Source organism: Halanaeroarchaeum sp. HSR-CO, from assembly GCF_024972755.1.
Classification (GTDB): Archaea; Halobacteriota; Halobacteria; order Halobacteriales; family Halobacteriaceae; genus Halanaeroarchaeum.
In genome coordinates this window covers 769,928-796,569 of record NZ_CP087724.1, presented here as the reverse complement: position 1 = coordinate 796,569, position 26,642 = coordinate 769,928, and the positions used below count along the sequence as shown (strand labels likewise).

At 62.1% G+C, this 26,642-nt stretch carries 18 protein-coding genes, 1 tRNA gene and 2 pseudogenes; 14 read left to right on the top strand and 7 right to left on the bottom strand.

Annotated features, from left to right (window positions below):
* Position 1 precedes the first annotated feature (1 nt).
* From HSRCO_RS04130 to HSRCO_RS04110, 5 genes are all read left to right on the top strand, one after another.
* Positions 2-1,219 (top strand): pyruvate ferredoxin oxidoreductase, encoded by a 1,218-nt coding sequence (locus HSRCO_RS04130; protein ID WP_259519147.1) that lies wholly within the window; start codon positions 2-4, stop codon positions 1,217-1,219.
* Positions 1,219-2,172: a pyruvate synthase subunit PorB gene (gene porB, locus HSRCO_RS04125; protein ID WP_259519146.1), complete on the top strand. Its 954-nt coding sequence runs from the start codon at positions 1,219-1,221 to the stop codon at positions 2,170-2,172. The genes HSRCO_RS04130 and porB overlap by 1 nt, the downstream gene beginning before the upstream one ends.
* Positions 2,173-2,390: 218 nt before the next feature.
* Positions 2,391-3,680 (top strand): glutamate dehydrogenase GdhB, encoded by a 1,290-nt coding sequence (gdhB, locus tag HSRCO_RS04120; RefSeq protein ID WP_259519144.1) that lies wholly within the window; start codon positions 2,391-2,393, stop codon positions 3,678-3,680.
* Between the two features lie 160 nt (positions 3,681-3,840).
* Complete coding sequence (locus tag HSRCO_RS04115; RefSeq protein WP_259519143.1) at positions 3,841-4,194, top strand: dihydroneopterin aldolase family protein; 354 nt, start codon at positions 3,841-3,843, stop codon at positions 4,192-4,194.
* A gap of 274 nt (positions 4,195-4,468) precedes the next feature.
* The gene (locus HSRCO_RS04110; protein WP_259519142.1) at positions 4,469-4,867 is read left to right on the top strand and encodes a DUF5790 family protein; all 399 of its coding nucleotides are present in this window, start codon (positions 4,469-4,471) and stop codon (positions 4,865-4,867) included.
* A 4-nt stretch (positions 4,868-4,871) separates the two neighbouring features.
* Here the strand turns inward: HSRCO_RS04110 and HSRCO_RS04105 are convergent, their stop codons facing one another.
* Together HSRCO_RS04105 and HSRCO_RS04100 are read right to left on the bottom strand one after the other, a co-directional pair.
* Positions 4,872-5,606, bottom strand: coding sequence for a creatininase family protein (locus HSRCO_RS04105; protein WP_259519141.1), 735 nt, complete (start codon positions 5,604-5,606; stop codon positions 4,872-4,874).
* Between the two features lie 39 nt (positions 5,607-5,645).
* Positions 5,646-6,569 (bottom strand): annotated as a pseudogene (locus HSRCO_RS04100) (ABC transporter ATP-binding protein); the annotation flags it as partial.
* Positions 6,570-6,634: 65 nt separating this feature from the next.
* On the opposite strand from HSRCO_RS04100, the gene HSRCO_RS04095 reads away from it, so the two are divergent.
* The 6 genes from HSRCO_RS04095 to HSRCO_RS04070 all read left to right on the top strand — a co-directional run bounded on the left by HSRCO_RS04095 (position 6,635) and on the right by HSRCO_RS04070 (position 12,423).
* Positions 6,635-8,074, top strand: coding sequence for a site-specific integrase (locus tag HSRCO_RS04095; protein WP_259519140.1), 1,440 nt, complete (start codon positions 6,635-6,637; stop codon positions 8,072-8,074).
* A 398-nt stretch (positions 8,075-8,472) separates the two neighbouring features.
* A complete protein-coding gene (locus HSRCO_RS04090) occupies positions 8,473-8,979 on the top strand; it encodes a C2H2-type zinc finger protein (protein ID WP_259519139.1) in 507 nt (168 codons plus the stop codon).
* Positions 8,976-9,293: a hypothetical protein gene (locus HSRCO_RS04085; protein ID WP_259519138.1), complete on the top strand. Its 318-nt coding sequence runs from the start codon at positions 8,976-8,978 to the stop codon at positions 9,291-9,293. Before HSRCO_RS04090 ends, HSRCO_RS04085 begins: the two co-directional genes overlap by 4 nt.
* A 417-nt stretch (positions 9,294-9,710) precedes the next feature.
* A complete protein-coding gene (locus HSRCO_RS04080; protein ID WP_259519136.1) occupies positions 9,711-10,331 on the top strand; it encodes a hypothetical protein in 621 nt (206 codons plus the stop codon).
* A gap of 233 nt (positions 10,332-10,564) precedes the next feature.
* Positions 10,565-11,752: a BREX-1 system adenine-specific DNA-methyltransferase PglX gene (locus tag HSRCO_RS04075; protein ID WP_259519135.1), complete on the top strand. Its 1,188-nt coding sequence runs from the start codon at positions 10,565-10,567 to the stop codon at positions 11,750-11,752.
* Between the two features lie 266 nt (positions 11,753-12,018).
* A complete protein-coding gene (locus tag HSRCO_RS04070; protein WP_259519133.1) occupies positions 12,019-12,423 on the top strand; it encodes a hypothetical protein in 405 nt (134 codons plus the stop codon).
* Here the strand turns inward: HSRCO_RS04070 and HSRCO_RS04065 are convergent.
* The 3 genes and pseudogenes from HSRCO_RS04065 to HSRCO_RS04055 form a co-directional block, all read right to left on the bottom strand.
* On the bottom strand, positions 12,310-13,950 hold the full coding sequence (locus HSRCO_RS04065; protein WP_259519131.1) for a hypothetical protein: 1,641 nt from the start codon (positions 13,948-13,950) through the stop codon (positions 12,310-12,312). The genes HSRCO_RS04070 and HSRCO_RS04065 overlap by 114 nt on opposite strands.
* Positions 13,951-14,181: 231 nt before the next feature.
* Positions 14,182-15,198: pseudogene (locus HSRCO_RS04060) on the bottom strand (ABC transporter ATP-binding protein); the annotation flags it as partial.
* Between the two features lie 364 nt (positions 15,199-15,562).
* The gene (locus tag HSRCO_RS04055; protein ID WP_259519130.1) at positions 15,563-16,078 is read right to left on the bottom strand and encodes a DUF192 domain-containing protein; all 516 of its coding nucleotides are present in this window, start codon (positions 16,076-16,078) and stop codon (positions 15,563-15,565) included.
* A gap of 62 nt (positions 16,079-16,140) precedes the next feature.
* Between HSRCO_RS04055 and HSRCO_RS04050 the strand changes: the two genes are divergently transcribed.
* Positions 16,141-16,214, top strand: a tRNA-Val gene (locus HSRCO_RS04050).
* An 829-nt stretch (positions 16,215-17,043) separates the two neighbouring features.
* On the opposite strand, the gene HSRCO_RS04045 is transcribed toward HSRCO_RS04050, so the two are convergent.
* Positions 17,044-17,769, bottom strand: a complete 726-nt coding sequence (locus tag HSRCO_RS04045; protein ID WP_259519129.1) for a hypothetical protein — start codon at positions 17,767-17,769, stop codon at positions 17,044-17,046.
* 294 nt (positions 17,770-18,063) lie between these two features.
* On the opposite strand from HSRCO_RS04045, the gene HSRCO_RS04040 reads away from it, so the two are divergent.
* On the top strand, positions 18,064-20,646 hold the full coding sequence (locus HSRCO_RS04040; RefSeq protein ID WP_259519128.1) for a PD-(D/E)XK nuclease family protein: 2,583 nt from the start codon (positions 18,064-18,066) through the stop codon (positions 20,644-20,646).
* Positions 20,643-23,516 carry an exodeoxyribonuclease V subunit beta gene (locus HSRCO_RS04035; RefSeq protein WP_259519127.1) on the top strand — a complete coding sequence of 958 codons (2,874 nt, stop codon included), beginning with the start codon at positions 20,643-20,645 and terminating at the stop codon, positions 23,514-23,516. Before HSRCO_RS04040 ends, HSRCO_RS04035 begins: the two co-directional genes overlap by 4 nt.
* A 2,024-nt stretch (positions 23,517-25,540) precedes the next feature.
* On the opposite strand, the gene HSRCO_RS04030 is transcribed toward HSRCO_RS04035, so the two are convergent.
* A complete protein-coding gene (locus tag HSRCO_RS04030; protein ID WP_259519126.1) occupies positions 25,541-26,344 on the bottom strand; it encodes an IclR family transcriptional regulator in 804 nt (267 codons plus the stop codon).
* Between the last annotated feature and the right edge of the window lie 298 nt (positions 26,345-26,642).

The window sequence follows — 26,642 nt, the reverse complement described above, 5'->3', positions numbered from 1 at the left end:
GATGGGCGAGCAGAAGATGCTGAAAGGCGACAAAGCCGTCGCCCACGCCGTCCTCTCCGCCCAGCCGGACGTCGTCTCCGCCTATCCGATCACCCCCCAGACCGGCATCGTCGAGAAGCTCTCCCAAATGAAAGCCGACGGCGACCTCCGTGGGGAGTATCTCAAGGTCGACTCCGAGTTCAACGCCGCGTCCTCGTGTATCGGTGCGAGTGGGGCCGGCGCCCGCGTCTTCAGCGCGACGAGCTCCCAGGGGTTGAAGCTCATGTCCGAACCGCTGTTCACGGCGTCCGGGATGCGGCTCCCGCTCGTCCTCGCCGTGGCGAACCGCAGCCTCTCCGGGCCGCTCTCGATCTGGAACGACCACACTGACGCCTTCGCCGAGCGCGACGGTGGGATGCTCCAGTTCTTCGCCGAGGACGTCCAGGAGGCCGTCGACAACATGCTGATGGCCTACCGCGTCGCAGAGGATCCCGACATCTCCCTGCCCGCGCTCGCCAACCTCGACGGCTACATCCTGACCCACGTCAAAGAGCCCGTCGAGATACCGACCGAGGAGGAGACGAACGAGTTCCTCCCGCAGCGCGAGCCCCACGCCACCCTCGACCCGAAAAATCCCAAAACGATGGGTGCGTTCGCGCGGCCCGAGCACTGGACCGAGACCCGCTACGCCGTCCACGAGGCGATGCTCCGGTCGAAGGAGACCATCGGCGACGTCGTCGAGGAGTTCGCCGACCAGTTCGGTCGCGAGTACGGTCTCGAATACGGCGGCCTGCTCCAGACATACGGACCCGACGACGCCGACGTCGCCATCCTCGGTCTCGGCTCCATCGTCGGGACGATGCGTGACGTCATCGCAGAGCACCCCGCGGACGTGAAGATCGTCAAGCCGCGGGTCATCCGCCCATATCCCGCCGAGGCACTTCGCGAGGCTCTCGCGGGTGTGGAAGCCGTCGGCGTGCTCACCAAGGAGGTCTCCCCCGGCCACCAGAGCACGCTGGTCTCCGAGCTGAAATCCGCCATGTACGGTTCCGGCCACAACCCGGCCATCCTAGGCAACGTCCTCGGGCTTGCCGGCCGAGACGTAACCAAAGACGAGATCAGCGATATCGTCGACGAGGTCATCGACGCGAAGACCTCGGGCCCGGCCGGCCGCTTCCGCGGCGAAGAGGACTGGCCACAGCTGAATCGCGACATCCTGCCCGACGAGGTGACCCACTGATGAGTTCAATGGAAGAGACGAGCCCGCCCGAACCGGAGATCAGCCACGACGACGACCTGTTCAAGCCCGGCCACCGGGCCTGTGCAGGGTGTGGACCCGCCCTCGCGATGCGCTTTATCACCGAGGCGACCGGCGAGAACACGATCATCTCGCAGTCGACCGGCTGTATGGAAGTCGTCTCCAGTCCGTACCCCGAGAGTTCGTGGGACGTGAGCTGGATCCACGACGTGTTCGCGAACGCTCCCGGCGTGGCCTCCGGCGTCGAAGCGGCCTACCGGGCTTTCGACAACAAGGAGGGCTTCGAGGAGTACGAGGACCACGACGACGTCAACTTCGTCGTCATCGGTGGCGACGGCGCCACCTTCGACATCGGCATGCGGAGCCTGAGTGGGATGATGGAGCGCGGTCACGACATCCTGTACATCGCGTACGACAACGAGGCGTACATGAACACGGGCATCCAGCGCTCCAGTTCGACGCCGCTCGGTGCCTCCACCACCACCTCGCCGCCAGGCGAGGAGAGCTTCGGGAACGATACGAACAAGAAGAACATGCCGGCCATCGCGGCCGATCACGGCTGTTCGTACGTGGCGACGGCGTCGATCGCCTACCCGACCGACTTCAAGAAGAAGATCGAGAAGGCACTCGAACACGACGGGCCGAAGTACATCCAGGTCTCCTCGCCCTGTATGCTCGGCTGGCAGTTCGATTCCGCCGAGACGGTCAATATCGCCAAGCTCGCCGTTCAGACCGGCATGCACCCGCTCTTCGAGATCGAGAACGGCGAGGTCACCGACGTGATGAGCCTCTCGAACCGGAAGCCTGTCGAGGAATACCTCGAGAAACAGGGACGGTACAAGCACCTCTTCGCGAAGGACGACGGCGACGAGGTCATCGAGGAGATCCAGGCGTACATCGACGAGCAGGCCGAAGAACTCGGACTCGACCAGTAATCGGTCGCTTCGGACCGGCGATCCGACGCTGATTGTAGACCGTTTTCCGCCCCGCGATTCCATTCTCGTGAGCTGTCGACCGCGATTTCGAGCCCCTACCTATATGTATCGGTAACGGCAAATTTCGTGTGTGAGGTTCTCTATCGAAGCGCCGACGAGGAGAAACTATCATATTCTTCAATGGCAACCGGAAGGGTGTACGGGACACGAGGCAGACAATGGTATTTGAAACGACATCCGCTGGCGACGACGGCATCGACGAACCAGATGACTCGGCACTGGCTACGGCACTCCACCAACTGAACACCGCGGCCGAGTACGTCGACGTGGACGAGGGGGTTATCGAACGACTGAAACGACCCACCCGGGTTACGCAGGTAACCGTACCGATCGAACGTGACGACGGCACTATCGAGACCTACACCGGGTATCGCGCCCAACACGACGACGTCCGCGGCCCGTACAAGGGCGGGATTCGGTATCACCCCGACGTCTCGGCCGAGGAGTCCGTCGGGCTAGCGATGTGGATGACCTGGAAATGCGCGGTCATGGACCTGCCGTTCGGTGGGGCAAAAGGCGGTATCGTCGTCGACCCGTACGACCTCTCCAAGCGTGAGACCGAACGACTGACCAGGCGGTTCACGGAGGAAATCCGCGACGTCATCGGCCCGACGGTCGACATCCCGGCACCCGACATGGGAACCGGCCCGGAGACGATGGGGTGGATGATGGACGCGTACAGCATGCTCCGCGGGGAGACCATCCCCGGAGTGGTGACCGGAAAGCCCCCCGTTATCGGCGGGTCCGAAGGCCGAGAAGGGGCACCGGGTCGTTCGGTGGCGATCATCACGCGGGAGTTCCTCGAGTATCAGGGCCGGGACCTCGATGACACGACCGTCGCCGTCCAGGGCTACGGATCGGTCGGTGCAAACGCGGCGCGGGCCCTCGACGACTGGGGCGCGAACGTCGTCGCCGCCTCCGACATGGGCGGGGCGGTGTACGATGCCGACGGCCTGGATACGCATGCGATTCCCTCCTACGACGAAGAACCCAACGCCGTCACCAGCTACGACGCGCCGCGGACCCTGGACAGCGATGCGCTGTTCGAACTCGACGTCGACGTCCTGATTCCGGCGGCCATCGGCGGTGTCCTCACCGATGACAACGCCGACGACGTCGAAGCCGACATCATCGTCGAGGGGGCGAACGGTCCCACGACCACCGGAGCCGACGAAATCTTTGCCGAGCGCGGCATTCCGGTCGTCCCGGACATCCTCGCGAACGCCGGCGGGGTCACCGTCTCCTACTTCGAGTGGCTGCAGGACATCAACCGTCGCCAGTGGACGCTGGATCGCGTGCACGACGAGCTGGAAACCCACATGCTGAGCGCCTGGGACGAGGTTCGCGAGGTGTACGAGGACAAAGACCTCACCTGGCGAGAAGCCGCCTACGTCGTGGCCCTCCAGCGCATCGGCGAGGCGAAAACGATGCGCGGGCTCTGGCCCTGATCTATCGGGCGAAGGACCGACAGGAGAACGTCTCGTCGCCGGTATCGTCCTGGTCGCCATCGGCGGGCCGCGCTATCGTATCACCGGTGCCGGCCGATTTCTGCTGGGACCCGACTGAGGGACCCAAACCCACATACCGACCGCAACCGACTCGACGAGTATGCCCACCGACGCCGAGACCGCCGCCTTCGAGGCGGGAATCAAGTTCGGAGCGCTCTACCATCAGTTCGCCGGGACCCCCGTAAGTGCCGACAGCGCGGACAGTCTGGCGACCGCCATCGAGGAGAGCATCGAGAACCAGCCATACGCGAGAGACGTTACCGTCTCCATCGACACCGACCGCCTCGAAAAGGCGGCCGACGAACACGGATACGTCGAACTGACGGGCGAGTACATGGCAGTCGAAGTCGTAGTCGACTACGACGGAATCGAAGCGGTCGCCGAGATGTCCATGGTCGATGGGTATCCGCTGATGGAACTCACGACCGTGGAAGCGAGGAACGCGAGAGAATAAGACTGTTGGTCCGGTATCGGTGACGAGACGAACGGGATACCGATCGATTCCCAGGGCCGTCTGGTCGACAGCCAGTTCGTCGGCGCGTCACTGAACCGTCGCCGCCTGCCACCAGCATGCCGAGGCACCGGTCGATCCCGCCTGAAAGCCCGGGCCGTCCCACGCAGTGACCGCCGATCAAGTGGCAAACGGACCGGGGTGAGCGAGACCGGGGTCGTCGACGCACCCCATTTCGAGCCGTGCGTTTAACTCATCGCCCGTCGAACCCGAGACCATGAGCCAGACCACCCTCGATGACGACGACCTCTTCGGCGAAGCCGCCGAAGAGGTGCGGGCCGACGTCGAAGCGCACCTCGAAGCCGCGACCGACGAGCTACCCGAGCCGACGGCCATCTGGGACGTGGAATCGGCGAACACGCTCGGCGTCCTCAACGCCCTCCGGTCGGCACTCGATGCGGGCGAGGCCCGCGATCATCTCCGGGACGCGAAGAAGTGGTACACCATGGGCAAGCGCGCGGAGGCGTTCGAGGACGCCGACGACCTCGAAGCGCGGATCGAATCGGTAGAAACGGTCGTGACGACCATCGACGAGATGGCCGAGGCGGTGGGTGACCTGACGGCGTCGGTCCCCGACCTCAAGGGCCAACTCGAGGACCTCCAGGACGAATCGTAAGCAGTTATCGGTGGGCAGGGGTGGTGACGTCGCGCTCCAGTACCGCCTCCATCACCGAGACGAGGGCGTCGCTCGCCTGCTGTTCGAGGGTTTCGCCGATCGCTGTACTCGCCGCTCGTGGATCCCCGACGACGCCGTTCTCCGCGAACTGGACGCTGTCCGGGGCCAGATTGGTCCCACCGACCCAGTCGCCCCAGCGGTCCGCAGCGCCACCTGCGGCCGACTCGAACCGATCCTCGTGGACGAGGTCGGGGAACGCCGCGAGGAGAAACGACGTCTCGAGCGGGCCAGCATGGCCCATCGGCACGTCGACGTCGACCGCGTCGAACCAGGTGAACGGAGCGACCAGTGCGTCGTTGTTCCGGGTGAGTCGGGCAGCGACCTCCTCGATGGCGGCCGAATTGCCGCCGTGGCCGTTGACGATGACGACGCGATTCCAGCCGTGACCGAACAGCGATTCGATCGTCTCGCGGACGTAGGCCCGGAAGGTGTCCGGCGAGACCCACGTGGTGCCGGTGAATTGGCGGTGCTCCTCCGAGATGCCGACCGGGATAGTCGGCGCGACGACGGCCTCGAGTTCGGTGGCGTCGGCAGCGACCTCGGCGACCGCCTCGGCGCTACGATGGTCGGTCCCGAGCGGTGCGTGGGGGCCGTGTTGTTCGGTGCTCCCGACGGGCAAGAGGACGACGTCCACGTCGGCCGCGTCGGCGTCGGTCCAGGGTACGTCCGCGAGGCGCATACCACAGCGTCCGTGCGGCGGATCAATAAACCGTGTCGGTCAGTCGTCGGCGTTCCGCCGGTCCGACTGGCGTTCGATCGCTCGCTCGACGAACTCGGCAGGTAGCTCCTCGATCTCGCCCGCCTGCACCCCCCAGAGGTTGGCGTAGAGTCCGTCGGCTTCGATGAGTTCGTCGTGGGTGCCCCGTTCGGCGATACGGCCGTCTTCGAGGACGACGATCTGATCCGCGTCCCTGACCGTCGAGAGGCGGTGGGCGATGGCGAATGTGGTGCGGTCGGTGGTCAGCCGATCCAGGCTTCGCTGGATGAGCATCTCCGTCTCGGTGTCGACGTCGGAGGTCGCCTCGTCGAGGATCAGTATCTCCGGGTCGGCGAGGACGGCGCGGGCGATAGCGATGCGCTGGCGCTGCCCACCGGAGAGTTTGACGCCGCGTTCGCCCACCATCGTGTCGTATCCCTCGGAGAGATTCGAGACGAACGAGTGCGCCTCGGCAGCCTTCGCGGCCCGGACGACGGCCGCCTGATCCGCGTCCTCCCGACCGTAGGCGATGTTCTCCCGCACGGTCCCGTAGAAGAGGAACGTATCCTGGCTGACGTAACCGATGTGTTCGCGCAGACTCGAGAGACTAACCGCCCGGAGGTCCTGCCCGTCGATGCGGATGGCGCCGGCGTCGACGTCGTACATGCGGAGGAGGAGTTTCAGCGCCGTGGACTTCCCCGCCCCGGTCGGGCCGACCAGCGCGACGGTGTCGCCCCCGTCGACCTCGAAGGAGACGTCCCGGAGGATGGGTTCGTCTTCGTACTCGAAGGAGACGTGGTCGTAGACGACGCTCCCGTCCGAGATGGACAGCGGTGGCGCGTCCTCGGCCGACTCGATGCGGCTGGGTTCGTCCATCAGCCCGAAGATCCGGGCGCTCGACGCGCGGGCGCGCTGGTACATATTCACGATCTGACCGAACTGGGCCTTTGTCTCGACCTCATCTGCACAAACCCGGAAGTGCTATGGTCGCCCCCGGCGTAGTGAGCAGTATGAGCCAACACCAAACCCAGTTTCAGGACACGCTCGACAGTCTCGACCGCCGCGTCGAGGACGGCGAGATTCACCCCGACGACGGCGACGCCATCCGCGAGTTGTGCGCCGCCTACGACGCCGAGGACGCCACCGAGAGCCTGCCGAGAGACCTCTACGACGACCGGAAAGACGGCCACAAAGCGCGGGGGACGCTCGACGCATGGGCCGAACGCCTCTCGGTGGCGGCGAAGGACCTCCACCTCACCGGCGACGAGACCGACGCCGATACCGTCAACGCATGGACCACCGGCCGGGTGAAAGCGAAGGACGGCCCCGGCCTCTCCCGCGTGGCCGATATTGAAAACGCCCTCAAGAAGTTCTATCGCTACCACGCCGACCTCGGCGTCGACCCCGCCGATATTACCGTCCACGAGCGGTCGAAAACGACGCCGTGGACCGAGGGCGATATGCTTACGCCCGAGGAACGGGCCGCCCTGCGAACGGTCGTCGACCACCCGCGAGACGCCGCGATTCTCCACCTCCTCCTCTACGCCGGGATGCGGAACACCGCCCTGCGGACGCTCCGGGTGAAAGACGTGGACCTCGACGCGGGCGTGTGGTCGTTCAACACCGACGCCGACGGCCTCAAGAACATCGACCGACCCGGCGAACCCCGGCCGCTCTCGCAGGCGTATCGGGCCGTCCGCGACTGGCTCGACTTTCACCCCACCGGCGACCCCGAGGACTACCTGATTACGGCGAAGCCGGGGGCGTCGAAGATGGACCCGACGACGCCCGTCACGAAAGAGACGATTCGCTACACGATGGCGCAACTCAAGAAGAAAACCGCCGAGCGAGTCGACGTTGTGACCGTCTCGAAACCGGCCCACCCCCACATGATGAGGCACAACTTCGTCAATACGTGCCTGAAGCACCCCGACATTACCACCGCGGATATTAAATTCTGGTTGGGCCACGCCCCCGCCTCGGACGTGATGGAGGAGACCTACTCTCACCTCACCGGCGACGACCACAACGCCGCCGCGCACAACGCCTTTGGCGTCCCCGGCGTCCGCGAGAATGGCGACGAGGTCGACCCGTGGGACACCGTGTGCGACGACTGCCTGCGCGTCCTCTCGCCCGGTGAGGACACCTGCCCCGAGTGCGAGACTGCGAGAGGGGCGACGCCGTGGACCGACGCGGTGGACGTGCCGGGACTCACCGCCGAGGACCTCGGCCGGCTCGAAGGGCTCCTCGACGCGTTCGCCCCCATGCTCGACGACGAGTCCGGCGGCGGGGGGTTGGTCGGGTTCCGCCCCGACGAGGACGGCAACCTCGTCCCGACCGAGTCGGCACAATACGCCGAGGATTCGGACGGGATGGCGTCGGCCGAGGCGACCCCGCTCACGGCGACCGAGGACGTAGAGCGGGTGGACGAGGACGGTGCGGAGGACTGACAGCGTCGACGGCGTCGAGCGGGGTGGTGTGGTGGTCGCCATGTGTTGATGGCGGGCGTCACACCCCGACGAGTGAGGGGGGGGCCGAAACCCCTATGCCCCACGCACTCAAAGAACGATGTACGACGAAAAGGGGGCCGCGGGGTGTGCAACCCTCCCTTCTCGTCGGGGTTTGTCAACGAGGGGGACGCCCATTCCCCTCTTGCTTCAACCACTCATGAGCGACGGCGGTGCCATGAGTCGTTAGGCGTTCGATTCTCAGTCGAAGATGCCGACGTAAATACTGCGTTGTAGTGGAGTGAAAGTGAAAATCGCGCGACGGCGGGGGGTTTTTACGCTCGACGACTCTATATCATGTGAGGTACGATGATAGACAACACACCTCGCGGAGGAGACCAATGAGTCCCGACATTATCGGCTACGACCCCAGGACCTCGGGAGAATCGGACGAACCCGAGGAGGAGCCGTGGCCCGACGAGACCGCTCACCTGGTCGTCGTAAACAAACCGTTCAGCACGAGTATCGAGAATCTCCCCGACGCCCTCATAGACGAATACGGCGTCGACACCGAGCGCGACAGACACGTCACGTTCCGGCCGGGTGAGGAGATACCCGAGACCCTCGTGACGCCGGCGGTCTGGAAGTCGGTAGGCGGTTGGCGAATCCTCGCCCTCGACAGCGCAGGCCAGCGATTGAACCCCGTGACGACGGCCGAGACGCGGGGCGACGTGGATTACGCCGAGGACCTGGAGACGTGGCGTCAGGGCGCCAACCTCGACTTCTCGCAGGTGTACGAGTGTGGGGAGTGCGGCAAGACGTTCTCGTCCCGCGACGCCCTCAACGGACACGGTGCGGCCCACGCCGACAGGGACGACGACGCCGTCGAGGAGGTGTCCGCAGAATGACCCGACGTGCGACCCGCCGCCAACTATCGGCCCGAGTGGACGACCTCGAACGGCGCCTGGGTATGGGCGACACCGAGACGAACCGCCCGACCGAGGACCGCGTCGACACTGACGGCCTCGACCACGTCGGCGCTCTCTCGGCCATGTCGAAGAAGGACGAGGAGGAGACGCCCGACGACGACCCCGACGGCCTCGGCCGTATCGGGGCGCTCTCCGCCATGTCGACCGAGGAGGAGACACCCGACGAGGAGGACCCGGACGACGGCCTCCATGCGGTCGGGGCGCTCCGGGCCATGTCGAACGAGGACGAGTGAGGGCGCTATGCGTCGCACTGGACGATGCGACCGATACGGGACCCAGTCTTCGATGGCCGACCCACAGCGAATCGAGCGAAATGCCGTGGTGAGACGGTAGGGGGTCATCACCGACGAGGGCGAAGTTCTCGGAGACGACGACTTCTGACCAAAGGACTGACTGAACAATTCAAGTAGGTCGGTGCTATTATCAGGAACTCGTCTGTCGGGTTTTGTATGGTTCAGTATCCGCGACCGAATAGTGAGGAGTTACCCGGATTGTACGAGGAATTGGACGAACTTCTCGATGAAGCCGAGGCCGCACTCCGACGGCACTTCGTTATCGAATCCGACGAGTGCGGAAACGAGAGCGTCGTATTCAGCGAAGCGACTACGTCTGATTATCTGGATGCGTTGTGGGAAAATTCCCACACACTGATGCCACTCTTTCAGAAGATAACGGGGCTTCCCGACCGAGAGTTCGAACGGCTATACGGCGAGAAGAACATCGGAAACCTCCGCGACCGAAAAACGGACTTTCGTGAGGAGGAACAGGCCGTCAAGTTCGCCGACGCACTTGTCGACCTTCTCCCCCACGACCTCTCGCTAGAAACCGTGCTGTTCGGCTTCGTGAAGATGTGGGAGGGTGACCAGCGGCGACATAAACGGTCAAAGTACGAGGAGTACGTCCGCGAGTACCTCGAGGAACACGGCTACCTAAACTTCAAGGGCAACACGCTTCCGGGCGAACCGGACTTCGTCGTCCCGACAGAGGAACCATACGAAGTGGTCGGCGAGGTACGGGTCATCCAACAGCGCGACCAACAAAAGCGATTCAAGGAGTTCGGTTCCGAGGCGCGGGCCGCCGCCGAGAACTTCCCTGACGCGAAGTTCGTCGCGGTCGCCAACGTCACACAATTTAATCTGCGAGAACGGCGCGAGAAATTACGTGAGGAGGTTCACAAGGCGAGTGCGGCGAACATTCACGCGGTGGTGTTTCAGGACGAACTGGACAGACTCGTCGACCACCTCAACGAGTGGGGCGTCACCCGTGAATAGGACTCGAGACACATATAACTTTAAATAACTCGAGGTACCTAACAGAGTGTATGAAGGGGCACGTCCCGACACCGCCCGCACTTGCTGACCGAATTGTTGAAAAGTTGTTTGACGACAGGCAACCGTCTGACGGCGACCGGATTCTCTTTCCAGGCGTCGGAACTGGCCCGTTCGTCGCCGCCGTTCATCGGTATTGCGAAACGCGCGGTCTTCCTGTCCCCGATGGCGTCGGGATGGACACAGACCCGGAACTGTTGAGCGAAGCCCGCGAGACGCACGCCGACGCGTCAGTCGACCTCCTCGAGCGTGACTTTCTCGGCGACCTCTCTGGCCTCGGCGAGTTCCGTTACGTCGTCGGGAACCCGCCATATGTCCCCATCGAGGGGCTGTCCGAGGACGAGAAGGCCCGGTACAAGCAACGCTTCGATACCGCCACCGGGCGGTTCGACTTATTCATTCTGTTCATCGAACAGTCGTTGAACGTGCTCAGCGACGGCGGACGGCTGACGCTCATCACGCCGGAGAAATTCGAATACACCGAGACGGCGGCCCCGCTCCGTCGGCTCCTTGCACGGGACTACCATGTCCGGGAGATACACCACATCGAAGAAGACGCCTTCGACGGCTTCACGACCTACCCGACCATCACGACGGTCGACGCCACCGAACCGGGCGAGACGCGAGTGCTCCGACGCGATGGAAGTGAGGACAACGTCACACTGAGTGCCAACGGGAATAGTTGGGCGAGTACTATCCGAGGTGGCGACACACCGAACATCTCGGGGAACCGAACGCTCGGCGACGTGTGCCAACGCGTTAGTTGTGGCGTCGCCACGGGAGCGGACAGCGTGTTCGTACAGGATGCTGACGAAGTCCCTGAACAACTTTCCGACTGGACGTATCCGACGACCTCAGGGAAACAACTCCGTATCAACGACGGCCCCGACAGCGGCGAGGTGTTCATCTGTCCGTACCGTGAGGACGGTCGACTCCCGTCCGAAAACGACCTCGAAGCGTTCGGTGACTGGGCGAGTTTCCGCCGCGACCGTCTCGAAGACCGTTCGTGCGTCAAGAAGAACAAGTGCCCGTGGTACGGCTGGCACGAGAATCCACCGATGGAAGATATACTACAACCGAAGATTCTGTGTCAGGACGTGACCGATGACCCGACGTTCTGGTTGGATGAAACCGGTGAAGTCGTGCCTCGCCACAGCGTCTACTATATCATTCCCGAAGACCCGGACGACCTTTACGCGCTCCACGAGTTTTTGAACAGCCCGGAGGCTCACGCGTGGTTCGAGGCCAATTGCCAACGGGCCGCGAACGGCTATCTGCGGTTACAGTCGCGGGTGATGAAGAAACTCCCCGTCCCCGATGACGTGAAAGGTGAAGTGTATCAGACGACGTTGACGGACCAGTAGTGAGGCGTGAGAACCGCTAAACTTCGCCCGCGAAACGCACCCGAGATAAAATCAGTTTCTCATTTTCGGCGAGACTACTCGGTACCGCCCATCTATTCGAGGATTGCCGCCTTCACGTCCGGGGCCGGATTCTTTGATGGATATTCTCGGCGCCGACCTCGACGGTTGTCCGAACTGCAACCCCACTTGGCGGGGGGTTGGCCGAACGTGATTGTAGTCGGCGAGACGCCGCGCAATACTTGCGGGTGATTGCGGGGTTCAAACCCATGACTGAGGACAGTATTTACGACCTCGACGCCCTTCTCGACGACATGGCCGAGGACCACGACCTCGACCCCCTTCTCGACGAGTTGGAGGCCCCCGAAATCGATGCCGACCTTCTCGCCGAACTTGAGACTGAACCTGTCGACTTCGCCGACGAGGTGACTGAGCCGCCCGACCTCAGCGACTTCCTCGACGACGTGAGCGCCGAGACCGACGCCCTTCTCGACGAGTTACCCGAGCGGCGAGACGCCCTCGACGCGGTCCTCGACGAGGTGGAGACTGAGGAGGACGCCCTATCTGACCTCGTCGATGAGTTGACCGAGACACCAGACACAGAGACACTCATCGACGATTTGGCCGAGGACGACGACCTCAGTGACCTTCTCGACGACGTGACCGAAGACTGAGTCAGGCGGGGCGGGTGGCGGGCGGTCTCGACCCGGACGAGCGACGTAATCGCTGACGTGCATTGACGTAATCGCCCCGGCGACTCCCGTCAGTCCCGACGAAGACACGCCACTGAAACGTGCATTGACGTTATTTCCGCGTCGATTGACGTGTCCTCGGGACGGCGTCGGCGTGGACGGGTCAGTGTCGAGGAGGGCGGGCGACGCCGAGAACGCCTCGACGCCCGTCGCCCACAGAATCGCCGTTTGGACGAGACCCCGCCGGTCGAGACCGCCGCGCTCGGCCCCCTTCGCCACCTCATGCAGGGCCTCGGCGTTGAGTTCCGTCACCCGACGACGGTCGTTGAGGGCCGCCGCGAGATAGCCGCGTATCGGCGTCCCCGATTCGACCCCCGCGTCGTCGTCGAGAGCGAGCCAACGCCGACCCTCACGAGTGGGTCGGCGGACGAGTCGAGTGTAGTTGACGAAACCGTGACCCTTTGTCCCCGCCCAGTAGTCCCCGAGACCCTCGTTTCGCAGGTGTTGAGGGGCCACGCCGAATACGACGACGTGAATGTGTAGGCGGCCCCGTCTCGTCGTCTCACGAATCACGAGCGTGAGGGGGCGACCCGGCCCCGGCGTGTGCCGGCCGAGCCACGATAGCAAGTCGTCTACGTCGTCGTTCACCGCGGCCGCCACGTCGACGAGGTCGCCATACGACCCCGGACTGTCGGGCGTCAGCGTGACGTGTGTGGCTACGTCCTCCGGCACGACACGCCGGTCGAGGGCGGCGTCCCACGCCCCGAAGTACGTCGCCTGTCGACGAGTGGCGCGGGCCGTCGAGGACACCGTGTCCGGCCGCATACCCTCAGTGTCGACGCCCTGCCGGTGAGCGGCCAGTGCATGGCCGAGTTTTGCCCTGACGCCATCCGACTGTTCGCCCGGCATGATTTGCGCTCGACCCCGAAGGACCGAGCGAGCCTCGGCGGCCGCCGTCCCACCGCCCGCGTGTCCCGAAAGCCACCCCGACGCAGTCGGGCGATTCGGGGTCTCGGGGTCTGGCCGCGAGGAGGTTTGCCTACTTACCTTCAAGTGCGACGGCCGGAGTGTAGGAGGGACCCACTCGGGATGGATGTAGAGGTCACCGTTCTCGCGGTCGCCCTTCTCGACGACGCCGTCGACGACCGAGTAATCGGGGATTCTCTCTCGCCGAACGATACCACGCTCGACGAGGTCCTCGACCGACCGCAATACCCGGTGATAGGCCGCCGTGGCCGCTATCCCGCCGTCTCGGCGCTCGAACGCCGGTTCGCCCGTGACGTTCTCGACGAGGACCGGGAACCGGACGCCGTAGGATACGCCACGGTCGTCGAGGGTATCGGCGACGCGGCGGACGATTCGGGTCGCCCGCTCGGCGTCGGGGACCGTGTCGGGCCACAAGTCGACTGAGGTGGACCCCACGCCGGGGGTTTTGTGCGAGTTGACGCCCTCGCCTCGCGCGCGTTGCCAGTCCGTATAGAAGGCGACGCTCGGCGTCCCGACACTCACGCCGACCACCTCCAGGCGAATCCTGGCCCGCCACAGGCCACGAGAGACGCCCGAGGACGGACCCGATGGGATGGGGCCGGGTCTCGGGAGAAACGCCTTGGTGGGCGTCCTGGGGCCGCCTGTGGAGTCGGGCGGTGCTGTCGGTCGGTTTGGTCGTTACGGGACCTACGGGACCGCCCGCGTCCCCGTCGACGGGACCCCGAACCCGATTGGTGCAGACCACGCCGATTCAAACTGGGCCATCGGCCAGATGAACCGCTGGGTCAACAGGATGAAGGTGACGAACGCACCGGTCTGGAGGGTGCCGGTAAACGGCCCCGGTGCGGTCCCGGAGAACACCCAGACGCCCCCGACGGCGAAGGTGATGACGAAGCCGATCCCCGCCAGCACCCGGAGCGCCGGGAAGAAGGTGATCCGCGTCCTGATGGCGTCCCAGTTCGTGTCGTAGTACTCCATCGAGGCGTCGTCGACGCGCCCCGATTCGTATGATTCGGTGTTCGACGCCTTGATGACCGCGATGCCGCCGAGGTTGTTCTCGAGTCTGGAGTTGAGACTGCCGACGGCCGCGCGCACGGCGGCGTACTTCGGCTGGATGCGCTCGACGAAGAGGTACGTGAACGCCCAGATGAGCGGGACCGGGACGAGCGCGACCAGCGCCAGTTGCCAGTTGATCGCGAAGAGCAGGACCGCGATGGCGACGACCATCACCGAGAGGCGAAACGCCCCGTTCATCCCCTCGTTGAGGAACCGCTCGAGGCGGTTGACGTCGTTCGAGAGGATAGACATCATCTCTCCCGTCTGCTTGTCCGCGAAAAAGCCCATGTTGAGTCGCTGCATCTCGTCGTAAGTGTCGGTGCGTACCCCGTGCTGGACGTTCTGGGCGAAGGCGTTCCACCCCCAGTTGCGCGCGTAGTGGAAGACCGCACCGCCGAAGAAGGAGGCCGCGATGGCGGCGATGGTGAACCAGAGCTGTGCCTCCTGGGTGGCCGGATACCAGCTCGCCGGGAACAACGAGAGTGGAAATCGACTGCCGAAGGCGACGTCGTCCCGGAAGACCGCGTCGATGGCGACGCCGAGTAGCACCGGTGGCATGAGATCGAGCACCCTGGCCACGACGCTCGCGAGGAGCCCGACGACGAAGTACCCCCAGTGGTCCCGGCCGTACTCGACGAAGAGTCGACCCATCGGATTGTCGGTTCGCTCCCGCTGGGTCTCGAACGGGTCGTCCTCGTCACCCGGGAGGGCCATAGTGAATGTGGGGTCGTGGTGGGGAAAAGGATTGGCGAGGAGGCGAGGTGTTCAGCTGGTAGGAGTGGGTTAGGTTGTGGAAATCCTGGCTCGGTTAGCGGGTTTGTAGAGGTGTACGGGAGGAAGACACCACTTCCGAAAGCCCCCGATTCTCAGCTCATCGCGCCACTGGCTCCGGGAACCGCCACGGAGCTACCCGGAGAACAACTACCCCCGAAAGCCCCCTCCCGCTCGGGTCGGTGCGGTCGCTGCGCTCCTCACTCGCTTCGCTCGTCGTGGTGCTTGCGTCCCGCGCCTTCCCCGACCGGTCGGCCCCTTTCGTATTCCCACCCTGGTGGGTGACCGTTCAACTGTTTTCGGGTGGTTACGTGGCTGTCGACCCGGTCGGTTGGTCGGTTTCGTTCGCGTGGTCGATGCGGATCTGGTCGCCGACCTCGACGTCGTGTTCGGTCGTCCAGTTGTATGGGACCTCGAGGACCCACTTCCCCTGGCCGCGGTAGCGGGTTAGTTGACCGTCGTCGTTTTCGACTGGGGCGTGGTGGACCGCGGTGATGGTGCGGTCGGCGTCGACGAAGACGATATCGATCGGGAAGGACATATTGCGCATCACGAAGGCGCGCTCTGCTTCTGAGTCGAAGACGAAGAGCATACCCTCGTTCGGGTCGAGGGACTCGGTGTCGCTGAGTCCGGTGTAGCGCTCGTCTGGGGTATCGGCGACCATGACGGTCACCGTTCCGAGTGGGTCGCCGGACTCGTCGAGGACCGTCACGGTGTCGGCCTCGGTGTTCTCGGTGCCGGGTTCCGGGCCGGCCGCAGGGATGGCGAGGAGGAGTGCCAGGGCCAGGAGAGCGGCGACGAGGATGGCGGTCCGTGACGGCATCGAGTGGGGGTTCGAGCCGGAAGGGCAAACGTTTTTGCCGGCCGCCGGTTGGTTTCGCGTGTGGGTTCGTGGTCTAGTTGGTTATGACGCGTCCCTTACAAGGACGAGGCCGCCAGTTCGAATCTGGCCGAACCCACTACTTCTGCCGCGAGCTATTCCGCAAGCGGCAGACGTACGTGTGAGGGCAGTTCGAGCCCTGCCAGTCGCGCGCAGCGAAGCGAGCACGTCTGGCTTCGGTTCGAATCTGGCCGAACCCACTTCTCACGTACTGAGCGACGAGCGCTGCCTGCGCTCGGCGCGGCACCGTGTGAGAATGGGTGAGCGGATTCGAACCCTGGAAGACGAGCGAAGCGAGTCTTCCTCTGGTTCGAATCTGGCCGAACCCATGCACCTTTTGCTTCGCTTCGCTCGCTAACACTCGCTCCGCCTGCAAAATCTGTCGCGCAGGAGCGAAGCTACTGCTGAATCCCACGAAGCTTCGCTTCGTGAGCACACGAAAAGGCTTCCTCACCCCCTTCGGGGGTTCGTCGCCCGCGAGACGCTCCGAAGGAGGGTCTCATTAGGGTGAACGGCGACGCCGTGACGCCCGAGCGCTTCGCGCTCGGTGGTCTCGCGAACACTGTGAGCGAGACGTCATCAGAGCTTGCTCTGATGGAAAACCGGCGACCCACCGGGTCCTTCGGACCACTCGGTCGCCGGATGCCCCACACTCAACCATATGGTTTCGAACATATGCTTCAGTGGGTCGCTTCTGGGTCTTTTCCTGATGTATCGGGAGCGTAAGTTTCAGCAAGTTCTCGCAGATGTCACCGTTTACTCGCCTCAATATTCCCTCAATCTTTCTCAACTCAGACCTCAAGAGAGCTCGAAAAGCTAGACGTCTCAGTATCACTCTAGACACCAACGCAATTCATACTGTGTCCTTCGAATTCCAAGTTAGAGTCAAGTAACGTATTAAGTGACACTTATAACCGCGGGACGATCCCTTCTGCATTGTCCGTCGCCATGTGGAGCCTGACCACCTCATCGAAATTCAGGAAATCGACACGGTCTCGAATGACCTCGAATCCACTCTGGCCCAGTCGCTTTTCGAACTGGTCCTTCCGCGTCTCGTCGGCGACGATGACGAAGTTCGCGTAGTAGTCCTGCAGGTCGAGAAACTTGTGAAGCGAGTTCTGGAAGTCCGTGGAGAATTCGACCTCCAGCAGGCTGTCCGGCATCCGACGGTGGTTGAAACAGACCACGTCGACCGTCCGGGCTCGACGAACCATCCCCTCGTACCCGAACTCTGGAATGCTATCTAGCGAGCGGACGTCAGCCAGGGTCTGATCAAGAAACGCCTGGTTCTTGTCCTGTGACGGGATCCAGGTCTCCGCAACCCGCATATTCCCGACCTCGGCTAGCAATCCCTGGTAATAGGTGTGATCGTACTGCTGTTCCTTCTCGGGAGAGACCGATTCGGTATTGAGGTGCTCGGGCAACTCCTCGCGGAATTCCTCCAGGCCCCACAGTCCGGGGCGAATCTTGAAGAACGGGTCACGTCGCTGGACAATCCGACGAATGCTGGCGTTCGGTGTCTTCGTCCCCCATTCGCTCCCTTCGACGTGTGGCGCGTGCTCGTACAGATGCTTTAGCGTCGCGTATCCACCGTTATCCTTCATCACCTGCTTCACGGCTTCGTATTGATACATATCCGGTCACACCGGTCCTACGCCCACGACTGGTGCAAGGGATGAAACTCTTTGCCTGGAACGACATTGAAAATAGAACACGGGTTGGGAATTCGAAAGGGGCCGACCGGTCGCCGAACCCCGGCGACGTAAGCACTGGAGCGACCGGAGGGAGCGAAGCGCGCAACGAGCCGCGGGAGGCGAGCGGGCGGGGGCTTTCGGAAGTGATCGAATAGTACCAACCCCTCCCGCTCTTCAGAACACCACAAATACCCGCCCCACATCTTTAACCAACCCACCCACCCAGTCCACCACGTGCCCATCCAACGCCTGCGCCCCCTCCAATCCATCTACGACGACGTCGCCGACCACGACCTCGTCATCGTCCCCAACAATCCACTCGCAGACGCCCTCAACCGCCGCCTCGACGCACCACACTTCGGCACCTTCGCCACCACACCTCGCCGCCTCGCGACGGGCCGACGCGAAGCAAGCGAGGATCGCACCGCGTTCCTCGAACTCGTCGACCGAACGGACCACCCCTGGAAAGCCATCGCCTACGCGGTGGGGAACGTCCTCCAGTGCTGGGAACACCAGGGGAGCGCCACCGCGATCGAAGCGTACCCGGCCTTCGTCGACGAGACGACCGAAGCGGTCATCGACGTCCTCCGCGACCTCCAGACCACCTCCGGGCAACTGCAGGAGTACGAGACCCCAGCAGACCAGTCGGTCGCCGTCGTGGGCTACGACCAGCTAACCCAACTCGAGCGGTCCATCCTCCCGCCGGACGCCGACCGCGTCGCCCTCTTTACCGAGGAGGCATTCTCACTGCCACCATTCCACGTCTTCGACGGCTCCAGCGACATCGTCGACGCCCTCCTGGACACCGTGACCCCGGAGAACGCCGACGACGTGGGGGTGGTCCTCGACCGATCGAGTCGCTACTCCTCGCTCGTGGAATCGGCCCTCGAAGCGGCCGACATCCCCTTCTACGGCGGCCCAGGGTTCGCCGACGACCCATACCACCGGACCTTCCTCCGGCTGCTCCGCGTAGCTCACCGGGGCTCCGACACCACGGTCGGCGACGTCACCCCGATCTGCACCCAACTGGGGATCGACGTCCCGGTCGAACACGACCAAAAGCGGATCAGCGAAGTCGACCATCCGGAACTGGACTGGTGTACCACCTTCACCGGCGGAGCGGCATCGGAAAGCTTCGAGGAGGCACTCGCTTCCTTCGAACGACAGGCCGGCAAGGAGCTCGATGCACTGCGAGCCGAACTCGACGAGCTCGGTCTCCTGGACGAGGAACCCACCGAGCAGCGCGTCCAGGATCTGGCGTACTATCTCCAGACCTACGACGTTCCGATCGATCGGGAGAACGAGGGAGTTCTGCTCGCCGACGCGACGTCGGCCGGATACGTCGATCGGCCCGTCGTGTTCTTCCTCGGCATGGACGACGGCTGGACGCATTCGGCACCGAATCGACCCTGGGTCGACGCCGAGGCCCAGTACGAGCGGTACATCCGACAGTTCCAGCTCCTCGTGCAGAGCGGCAGCGAGCAGTACTATCTCGTGCAGGATACCGCGGGCGGCCAGCCGGTAACGCCACCGCTGTACCTCGGCGAACTCCTCGAAGAGGAGTTCGAGCGCTTCAGCGACCTCGATTCGCTGGCTCACTCGCGGATCGAGAGGACGGAGGGAGCGGGGTTCAACCGGTCGCCGGTCGACGCCGACACGACGACCATCGAGACGATCAGCCAGTCGAGTCTGAACAGCTACGTCAACAGCCCCCGCGACTACTGCTTCAGTCGCTTACTCGAAACCCCCGACGAGGACCATTTCCAGGAGGGGAATCTGTTCCACGACTTCGCCGAGTTCTACGCGAACCATCCCGAGTGCGTCGGAACGGACGAGCTCGACGAAATCGTCGACGTGATGGTCGACACCGTCCAGCCCTTTTTCAGCGACACAGAGGAGCCGCTGCGGCGGAGCAAGTACCAGATTGGTCTCGAAACGATCGTCGAATACCTCGACGAATACGGCCCCGAGGATCACGATTTCCTCACCCCGAGTTCCGGGTGGGGGTCGAACTTCTTCGCGGAGTACTTCGACAAGCCGATCGACTCGCCACTGACCGAGCGCTGGTTCGAGGCGCTCGATATCGGCGTGAACGGGAAGATCGACCTGGTCCGCTCGCCCACGCATAACGTCGATTACAAGAGCGGGTCGAAGAAGTCGGCCTACCAGGTCGTCAAGCGGGCAGCAACGGATCCGCCGGCCGATACCCCAAACTTCCAGGCCGCGCTGTATCTCGCGTACTTCCGAACACAGCAACCGGACGAGCGCATCCAGTTCACCTTCTTCCACTTCCTCGAGACCCTGGACGACGCCGTCACAGGAGAGACAACCCTGGACGACGCGATGACGACCGTCACCTACTACCCCCAGACCTTCGACGAATTCGTCGGGTCTCGAGCGGCGTACGACGCCCTGCTCGATGGCTACAACGATTGCGTCGAGACGTTCTCGGACCTGGGGTTCGAGCAGTATCGCGAGATACTGTCCGACCGCCAATTCCCTGATACGACGGAGAAAGACGAGCTGCGGTCCTCGGATTTCGCCGAGACGTTCACCGCTGCGGTCGATGTGGCGACGAATGACGAGGTCGACACGGAGAAGGGGGCAGACCAGGCCATCCGAGCGCTGAACGGGATCAGGAGGCGGGCGTTTTTCGAAGAGGATCTGGATGCAGTCGAGGAGTTCGTTCAGGACAGAATCGAGGAGATCAACGCGTATCGATCCGGGGAAGGGCGATTCCCGATCGAGGGGCCGGGCGGAGAGCCCAACTACCGGCGGATCGATTATCGGGACCTGCTACTGGAGGGTGAACGATGAGCGACCTCGAACCGAACGAGCAGCAACGGCGGCTCATCGACGAGACCGAAGGGACCTACCTCGTCGATGCAGGGGCAGGCACGGGGAAGACGCTCGCGGTGACGCGGCGGTACGCCACTATCATCGACCAAGAGGATGTCGAACCGGACGACGTCCTCCTCGCCACGTTCACCAACAGTGCGGCCACCGAAATGCGAGAGCGGATCGTCGAGCACTCCGGGTACGGACTTCAGGAGCTCGCCGACGCCCCGATCCGGACCTTCCACTCACACGCACACCACGTACTCGACGAACACGGGTACGCCGCCCCGGTGCATCTCGGCATCGACGACCGCATCACCGGGTCGACCCGACTCATCGAAGACGAACTCGTCGAGAACGAACTGTTCCGGGAGTTCGTCGGGCGATTCCAGGACGACCACCCGGAGTACGCGGATCAGTTTCGTGCAATCGACGACCACCTCGATCTCCTCGATCTCGTCAAACAACTCGCTTCGAAGGGCGTCATCCCCACTCGGGAGGGGTGGTATCGTGACTCCGAAGCCCACCTGGAGGGCGCGTTCGAGGCGTTCGAGCGCCAGTTCGAAGCCGCCAACCAGCCCCGGAACGGGGGCCGGAAGCAATCGGAACTCCGCGAAAAGCTGGGACGCTTCGGGACGAACAAGACGTACCTCCCGGACGCCCCCGACACGGGAGAACTACGCGGAGGGCGCGGGACGAAGCAGATCGATTCGGCAGTCGCAAGGCGCGTGTTCGACGGGGATCGAGAGACGCTGAAAGCGTTCGTCCACGACGTCTATCTCGAATATCTGGAATTCACGCTCGGCCGAAATTACCTGAATTTCGGATTCCTGCAGGTGCTGGCGTACGTGTTGCTCCTGGAAGACCACGACCTCCGAGAGCGACTCGAGTTCGAATACGTCATGGTCGACGAGTTCCAGGACACCAGCGAAATCCAGTTCAAACTCGGGTTGTTGCTCGCCGGCACCGAGAACCTCGCCGTCGTCGGCGACTGGAAACAGAGCATCTACAGCTTTCAGTACGCGGACGTCGACAACATCAGACAGTTCGAGAAGCGATTGCAACGGTTCAGCGCTGCGTTGAACGACGACGCAAAGAGAGTGGGATTCGAGACCCCCGAGGTCACCCCACTCAGGTTGTCCGAGAATTACCGCTCCACCCAATCCATCCTCGACTTCTCGAAATACGCGCTCACGGTCCCCGCAACCGACACCGAAGACGTCGAAGATGTGGAGCTCGGTGATGCGGACGCCCTCTCGAGTACCGCCCCCTTCGACGAGACCCACATCGAAGCGATTCACCACGAGGACGAACACGAGTCAGTCCTCTCGAAGATCCAGACCATCGTCGGAAACGACGACTATCCGGTCGCCGACGACGATGGAAATCCACGGGCCCCGGAATACGGAGACATCGCTGTACTGACCCGGACCAGGGATTTCGGGAGAGAATTGCTCCAGGTGGCCGACCAGTACGACGTCCCGATTGCCTACGATGGCGGTGTCGAGCTATTCCGCACCGACCCGGCGAAAGTGCTGCTCGCCTGGCTCCGGATTCTCGAATCGGACGCCGATCGGGGCTGGGCGGTCGTCCTCGAAGCGGCCGGGTACACGCTCGACGAAATCGACCACATCCTCTCGACGGGGGACTACCCGACCGACATGGCGGCATTCCGATCGACGGTGGCGGAGATGGACACGGTGGCGTCGGTCGCCCGCCGTGTCTTCGATCGGTATGGGTACCACGGGGATTACGCGGACGTGATCCTGGACACCATCGAGTCCGTCCACCAGGCGACGACGTTGACCCGCGGGGATCTGATCCGCTTCATCACCCGAGCAATCGACACCGGGGCGACCCACGAGGTCCACACCAGTGCCGGCGACGACTCCGTCACCGTCCAGACGATCCACGCGGCGAAAGGACTCGAATATCCCATCGTCGTCATGGCCAACATGAACGAGGGTCGATTCCCGCCCTCGACCCGCGACTCGAAGGTCATCCGGTACGAGGAATCCGTGGGACTCAGGCAGCGCAAAGAGTACGCGGAGGTCGGCCAGTATCCCCACGTCTACGACAACTGGCGATACGACGTGCTCCGCCACTGTTTGCCGGACGAGTACGACGAAGAGCGGAGACTCCTCTACGTCGCCATCACCCGGGCGAAACAGCATCTCGTCTTCGCCGGTGGCGAGGACCCGAATAGCTTCCTCGAGTCACTCCCCGTCGCGCTGGAGGCGGGGAATCCCGACGTCGCCAACGTCACCAGGGAGCGGACGACCCAGGCGCAACTTCCCTTCACCGTCTCGCCCCCGGACGGCCCCGTCGGGCTGACGCCCCACGACCTGATGGACGATTCGGTGTTCGACGAATCGGGTGATGGCGAGACGTCCAATGGAGACGGTGGGGTCAATTTTGGTTCCCGAGTCCACGAGTTCGCCGAGCAATACGCCCTCGACGAAGCCGGCGAAGCTGAAAACGAGCACGAGCGACGAGTCCGGGATCTCATCGACTCGTTGGACGGGGAACTGTTCGTCGAAGAGCGAGCGACGGTACCCCTAACGGTTGACGACCAGCGAGTGACGATTTCGGGGATCGTCGACCTCGTCCACGTAACTTTGGATCGCGTGGAAATCATCGATTACAAGACCGATCGGACCCGCCGGGCCGTCGACGAATACAGGATCCAGTTGAGCGTCTACTATCACGTTCTCACGTCTACATATCCGGACCGGTCAGTCGACGCGAGCCTGTATTTCACTGCGGATGGGGAACGGGTATCAGTTGACCCGGTTTCCATATCACAGCTTCAAATGCGGGCCAGAGATCACATGCAACGCCCCGATTGATTGTCAAATTCGAGCGCCCACTATCCAGTTAACAGAGCCGTCGAGCCCTGGGTAAACGGCGTTCAAATGCATCCCCGGAGTGTGTCCGTCTTCGGAAATCGATTTTCTGGCATCGCGACGGATCTCTCGATTCGTTGGGCGTTCCGCGTTGGGGCGACTATGGTCGTTTGTTCTCTCAGCCAGCACACCCATCTGGTCTGAAGTAGCGTCCTCAGCCACTGCACTCATCGTTTGCTGGTACCCCTCGGGGGACAAGGGTGCCCCTGTCTCGATCCGACGACATCGTCATTTTACGTTCTCGATCTGGAAGAGTTCGCCCGATATTCGGAGTTTCAACCCGCGATCCCCGGATATCCCCATGTCGTGATGGGAAATGCCCTCGGACGGACAGCGTCCGGCCCTGGATGAAAATGGAGCTCGCAAAAATCGGATATTGGCTAGCCATCCAAGACATTGCCGACAACGAGAATGCGAGGGACTGCCATCGCCATGCAAATGTCAACTTCGGGCGGGAAAACCGAGTGACGGTTCACCTAGTTGGCGTCAAATTTTTCTCTGATTTATTTGTATACTCGTAATTTGATATATAGTCGTGGACCTGCGCGCTCCGCGTTCTATCGAGGGAGGGAGACCAACGGTTCGCACTCGGCATACCAGGCGAAAGCGAACAGACGTTCGAGCCCTATTAATTAGATTATGGTCATTAATTCGTGGATTTTTGCCTTTGTTTCGACTTTTGTAAATATATTGAGCTTGTTGAACAACCTCCGGTGTTGCTATAGGCCACTTTCAGCACGATCGGTTCTGACATTTGATCACTATTTGTAGCAATTGACCCACATAGGTAGCTAATAAATCGAAGTTTCCTAATATATCCACGATATTCGAGTGGATTGAACATTATCGAGTCAAAAGCCGCCACAAATTTGAGAAGTTCAACCCAGATCGATCTCGGTGGACCCCCCCCCCCCTGGGAAATGGAACCGCCCACTGTGTAGCCTTCGAATGAATCTAGAGACATCTTTTGATTACTTTATCTGATAGTTTTATATTTTTACCAGATTCAATACTATTTCGGGAACTTCGATTCGATATCGAAACGGATGAGGAGTGTAGATAATTCATCGGCTACTACTTGGCAGTCGGCAAGTCCACCCTGGGCCGTTCAGGGAAATGGGCCATACAGCTACTAGCGGATCGTCGAGAGGGACCCTGGCCAGCTACGAGTACACCGTATCAGACCCAAATGACGGCCTCGTCACGATGGGTCACGCAGGGAGTACATCGAAAATGAGTGCTGGTGCGGGACACGTGTACCGGGGGATCGGACGGTGCTGGTGATAGTACATTTTACAATTTAAGCATGGAAAGGGTTCCAGAAGAATCACACCGTTCAAACCCCCAATCTTGAACGAAGGCGTACGGTAGACTCGAAGCGCTCACCCCCAGTATCGAAATGCAGCATGTGGGTGATATCGAAGGGGCAACTGCGTGACTTCCACTCGATTCTCTAACGAAAACGGAGGAGACAGCCATCGGGATACTCTCGTGCGGGGAAAAGACACTGCGGGGATTGGCAAATCCATACGACCGCTGGAAGCGAAGCGAGAAGCCCTGCACACTCAGCACTGGTGAATGGAGACTGTCCGGACCCAACTCCCGGATCTGAACAAACGGGCGAACTCGTGGTAGGACGATCTCGCTGCCGTCCAGGAAAATCTCGCGGTGATACATCTGGAGGGTTACCTGAACCATTTCGGCAGCCAATCAGACGTAGCTTCGATTGTGACAGCCGTCGGAATACGATGATGTGTCGAATGATTTGCAGGTACTGTGATGTATGCTGCGGCGTCGAGCGGCTCTCGTCGCCACACCACAGATCGTCGTATCGCGCACGGACCACCCAGCCGCTACCGCTGGATGAAGTGCGGTCCCCGAAGGCGGAAACCTTTACATGCTAAGATTGGAAAGGTATTTCCTCGGACACGTAGCGGAGCTGAGTCAATAGTGAGAAAACGACCTGCTCAAAGTGAGTCCGCAACGGACGAATCATCCCGGTTGAGATTGATCTCGGTAACGTTTACAGCCTCAAGGACTAATTCGGGGAGTTCGTCTCGGAGATACGCACCGTGTAATCGTGACTTCGGACCGGAGACACTGATAGCCCCAGCGACGGAACCGTCTATGCGCATGATCGGTGCACCCACTGCTCGAATCCCGAGCATCTGCTCTTCATCAGCGATGGCAAATCCGCGCTCTTCGACTCTCTCGAGTTCCTCGAACAACGCTTCACGATCGTCAATGGTATTTGGGGTTTTCGTGACCAATCCCTGGGTCTCGAGTACTTCTTCGACGTATTCTGGGGGGAGCTTGGAGAGTAATGCCTTCCCCGAAGCTGTGCAGTGAAGGTGTCTGACGAGTCTCTCGCGTTTCTCCACGTGGTAATCGACCCCGATGGCACGCTCCCCGAAAACCTCGTAGACGGGAAGCACTCGCCCATCGATTTCGCGAATAAGGTGGGCGGCCTCGCCGGTTTCGCTGGCGAGGTCCTGGATGGCTTTCTTTCCCGCTTCATAGATTGGCTCCTGGCTCCGAGCGCGTTCCCCTAACGTGATGAGTTGGGGACTGAGAAAGAACTCACCGTCCCGTTTGACCACAAAATTGTGCGCCCGTAACGTTTCGAGATGCGTATGGGTCGTGCCGGGTGCAAGACCGACCGCTTCCGCGATCTCCGAAAGTGTAACGCCCCCTGGTTGTTGTAATTCTTCGAGAATTTTCACGCTGTGCACGACCGATTGAACGTGCCGGCGGTCCTTTGCTGGCGTCATTATCGATGTCTACTCAGTGAACCAGCATATAGTTTTGGCCCTTGCAAAACGCAGTAGTGGATTGAGCGTAGATCCATCGTGATACAGGCCGACAGGGAGGCACTCGAGCAAATCGACCGGAAACAGAGCACACTATAATAAATGAACAATGTGGCAGGGGGCTCTCACCGCATGTGAACTGGTGACGTGGAAAATTGGCCAATGCGATCCATCATTTATGTTGGGTTGGAGGAGTATTAATGGTCATGCAATTAGTAAAATTTGGTTTCAGTATTGTACGATGTTTGCGATACGAGTG

Excerpts from the sequence above, each read along its gene's own strand:
- HSRCO_RS04035 (WP_259519127.1), top strand. The coding sequence starts at position 20,643 with ATGAGCGACCTCGAACCGAACGAGCAGCAACGGCGGCTCATCGACGAG.
- porB (WP_259519146.1), top strand. The coding sequence starts at position 1,219 with ATGAGTTCAATGGAAGAGACGAGCCCGCCCGAACCGGAGATCAGCCAC.
- HSRCO_RS04030 (WP_259519126.1), bottom strand. The coding sequence starts at position 26,344 with ATGACGCCAGCAAAGGACCGCCGGCACGTTCAATCGGTCGTGCACAGC.
- gdhB (WP_259519144.1), top strand. The coding sequence starts at position 2,391 with ATGGTATTTGAAACGACATCCGCTGGCGACGACGGCATCGACGAACCA.
- HSRCO_RS04090 (WP_259519139.1), top strand. The coding sequence starts at position 8,473 with ATGAGTCCCGACATTATCGGCTACGACCCCAGGACCTCGGGAGAATCG.
- HSRCO_RS04130 (WP_259519147.1), top strand. The coding sequence starts at position 2 with ATGGGCGAGCAGAAGATGCTGAAAGGCGACAAAGCCGTCGCCCACGCC.
- HSRCO_RS04105 (WP_259519141.1), bottom strand. The coding sequence starts at position 5,606 with ATGCGCCTCGCGGACGTACCCTGGACCGACGCCGACGCGGCCGACGTG.
- HSRCO_RS04085 (WP_259519138.1), top strand. The coding sequence starts at position 8,976 with ATGACCCGACGTGCGACCCGCCGCCAACTATCGGCCCGAGTGGACGAC.
- HSRCO_RS04055 (WP_259519130.1), bottom strand. The coding sequence starts at position 16,078 with ATGCCGTCACGGACCGCCATCCTCGTCGCCGCTCTCCTGGCCCTGGCA.
- HSRCO_RS04080 (WP_259519136.1), top strand. The coding sequence starts at position 9,711 with ATGCCACTCTTTCAGAAGATAACGGGGCTTCCCGACCGAGAGTTCGAA.
- HSRCO_RS04115 (WP_259519143.1), top strand. The coding sequence starts at position 3,841 with ATGCCCACCGACGCCGAGACCGCCGCCTTCGAGGCGGGAATCAAGTTC.
- HSRCO_RS04070 (WP_259519133.1), top strand. The coding sequence starts at position 12,019 with ATGACTGAGGACAGTATTTACGACCTCGACGCCCTTCTCGACGACATG.
- HSRCO_RS04075 (WP_259519135.1), top strand. The coding sequence starts at position 10,565 with ATGGACACAGACCCGGAACTGTTGAGCGAAGCCCGCGAGACGCACGCC.
- HSRCO_RS04045 (WP_259519129.1), bottom strand. The coding sequence starts at position 17,769 with ATGTATCAATACGAAGCCGTGAAGCAGGTGATGAAGGATAACGGTGGA.
- HSRCO_RS04095 (WP_259519140.1), top strand. The coding sequence starts at position 6,635 with ATGAGCCAACACCAAACCCAGTTTCAGGACACGCTCGACAGTCTCGAC.
- HSRCO_RS04110 (WP_259519142.1), top strand. The coding sequence starts at position 4,469 with ATGAGCCAGACCACCCTCGATGACGACGACCTCTTCGGCGAAGCCGCC.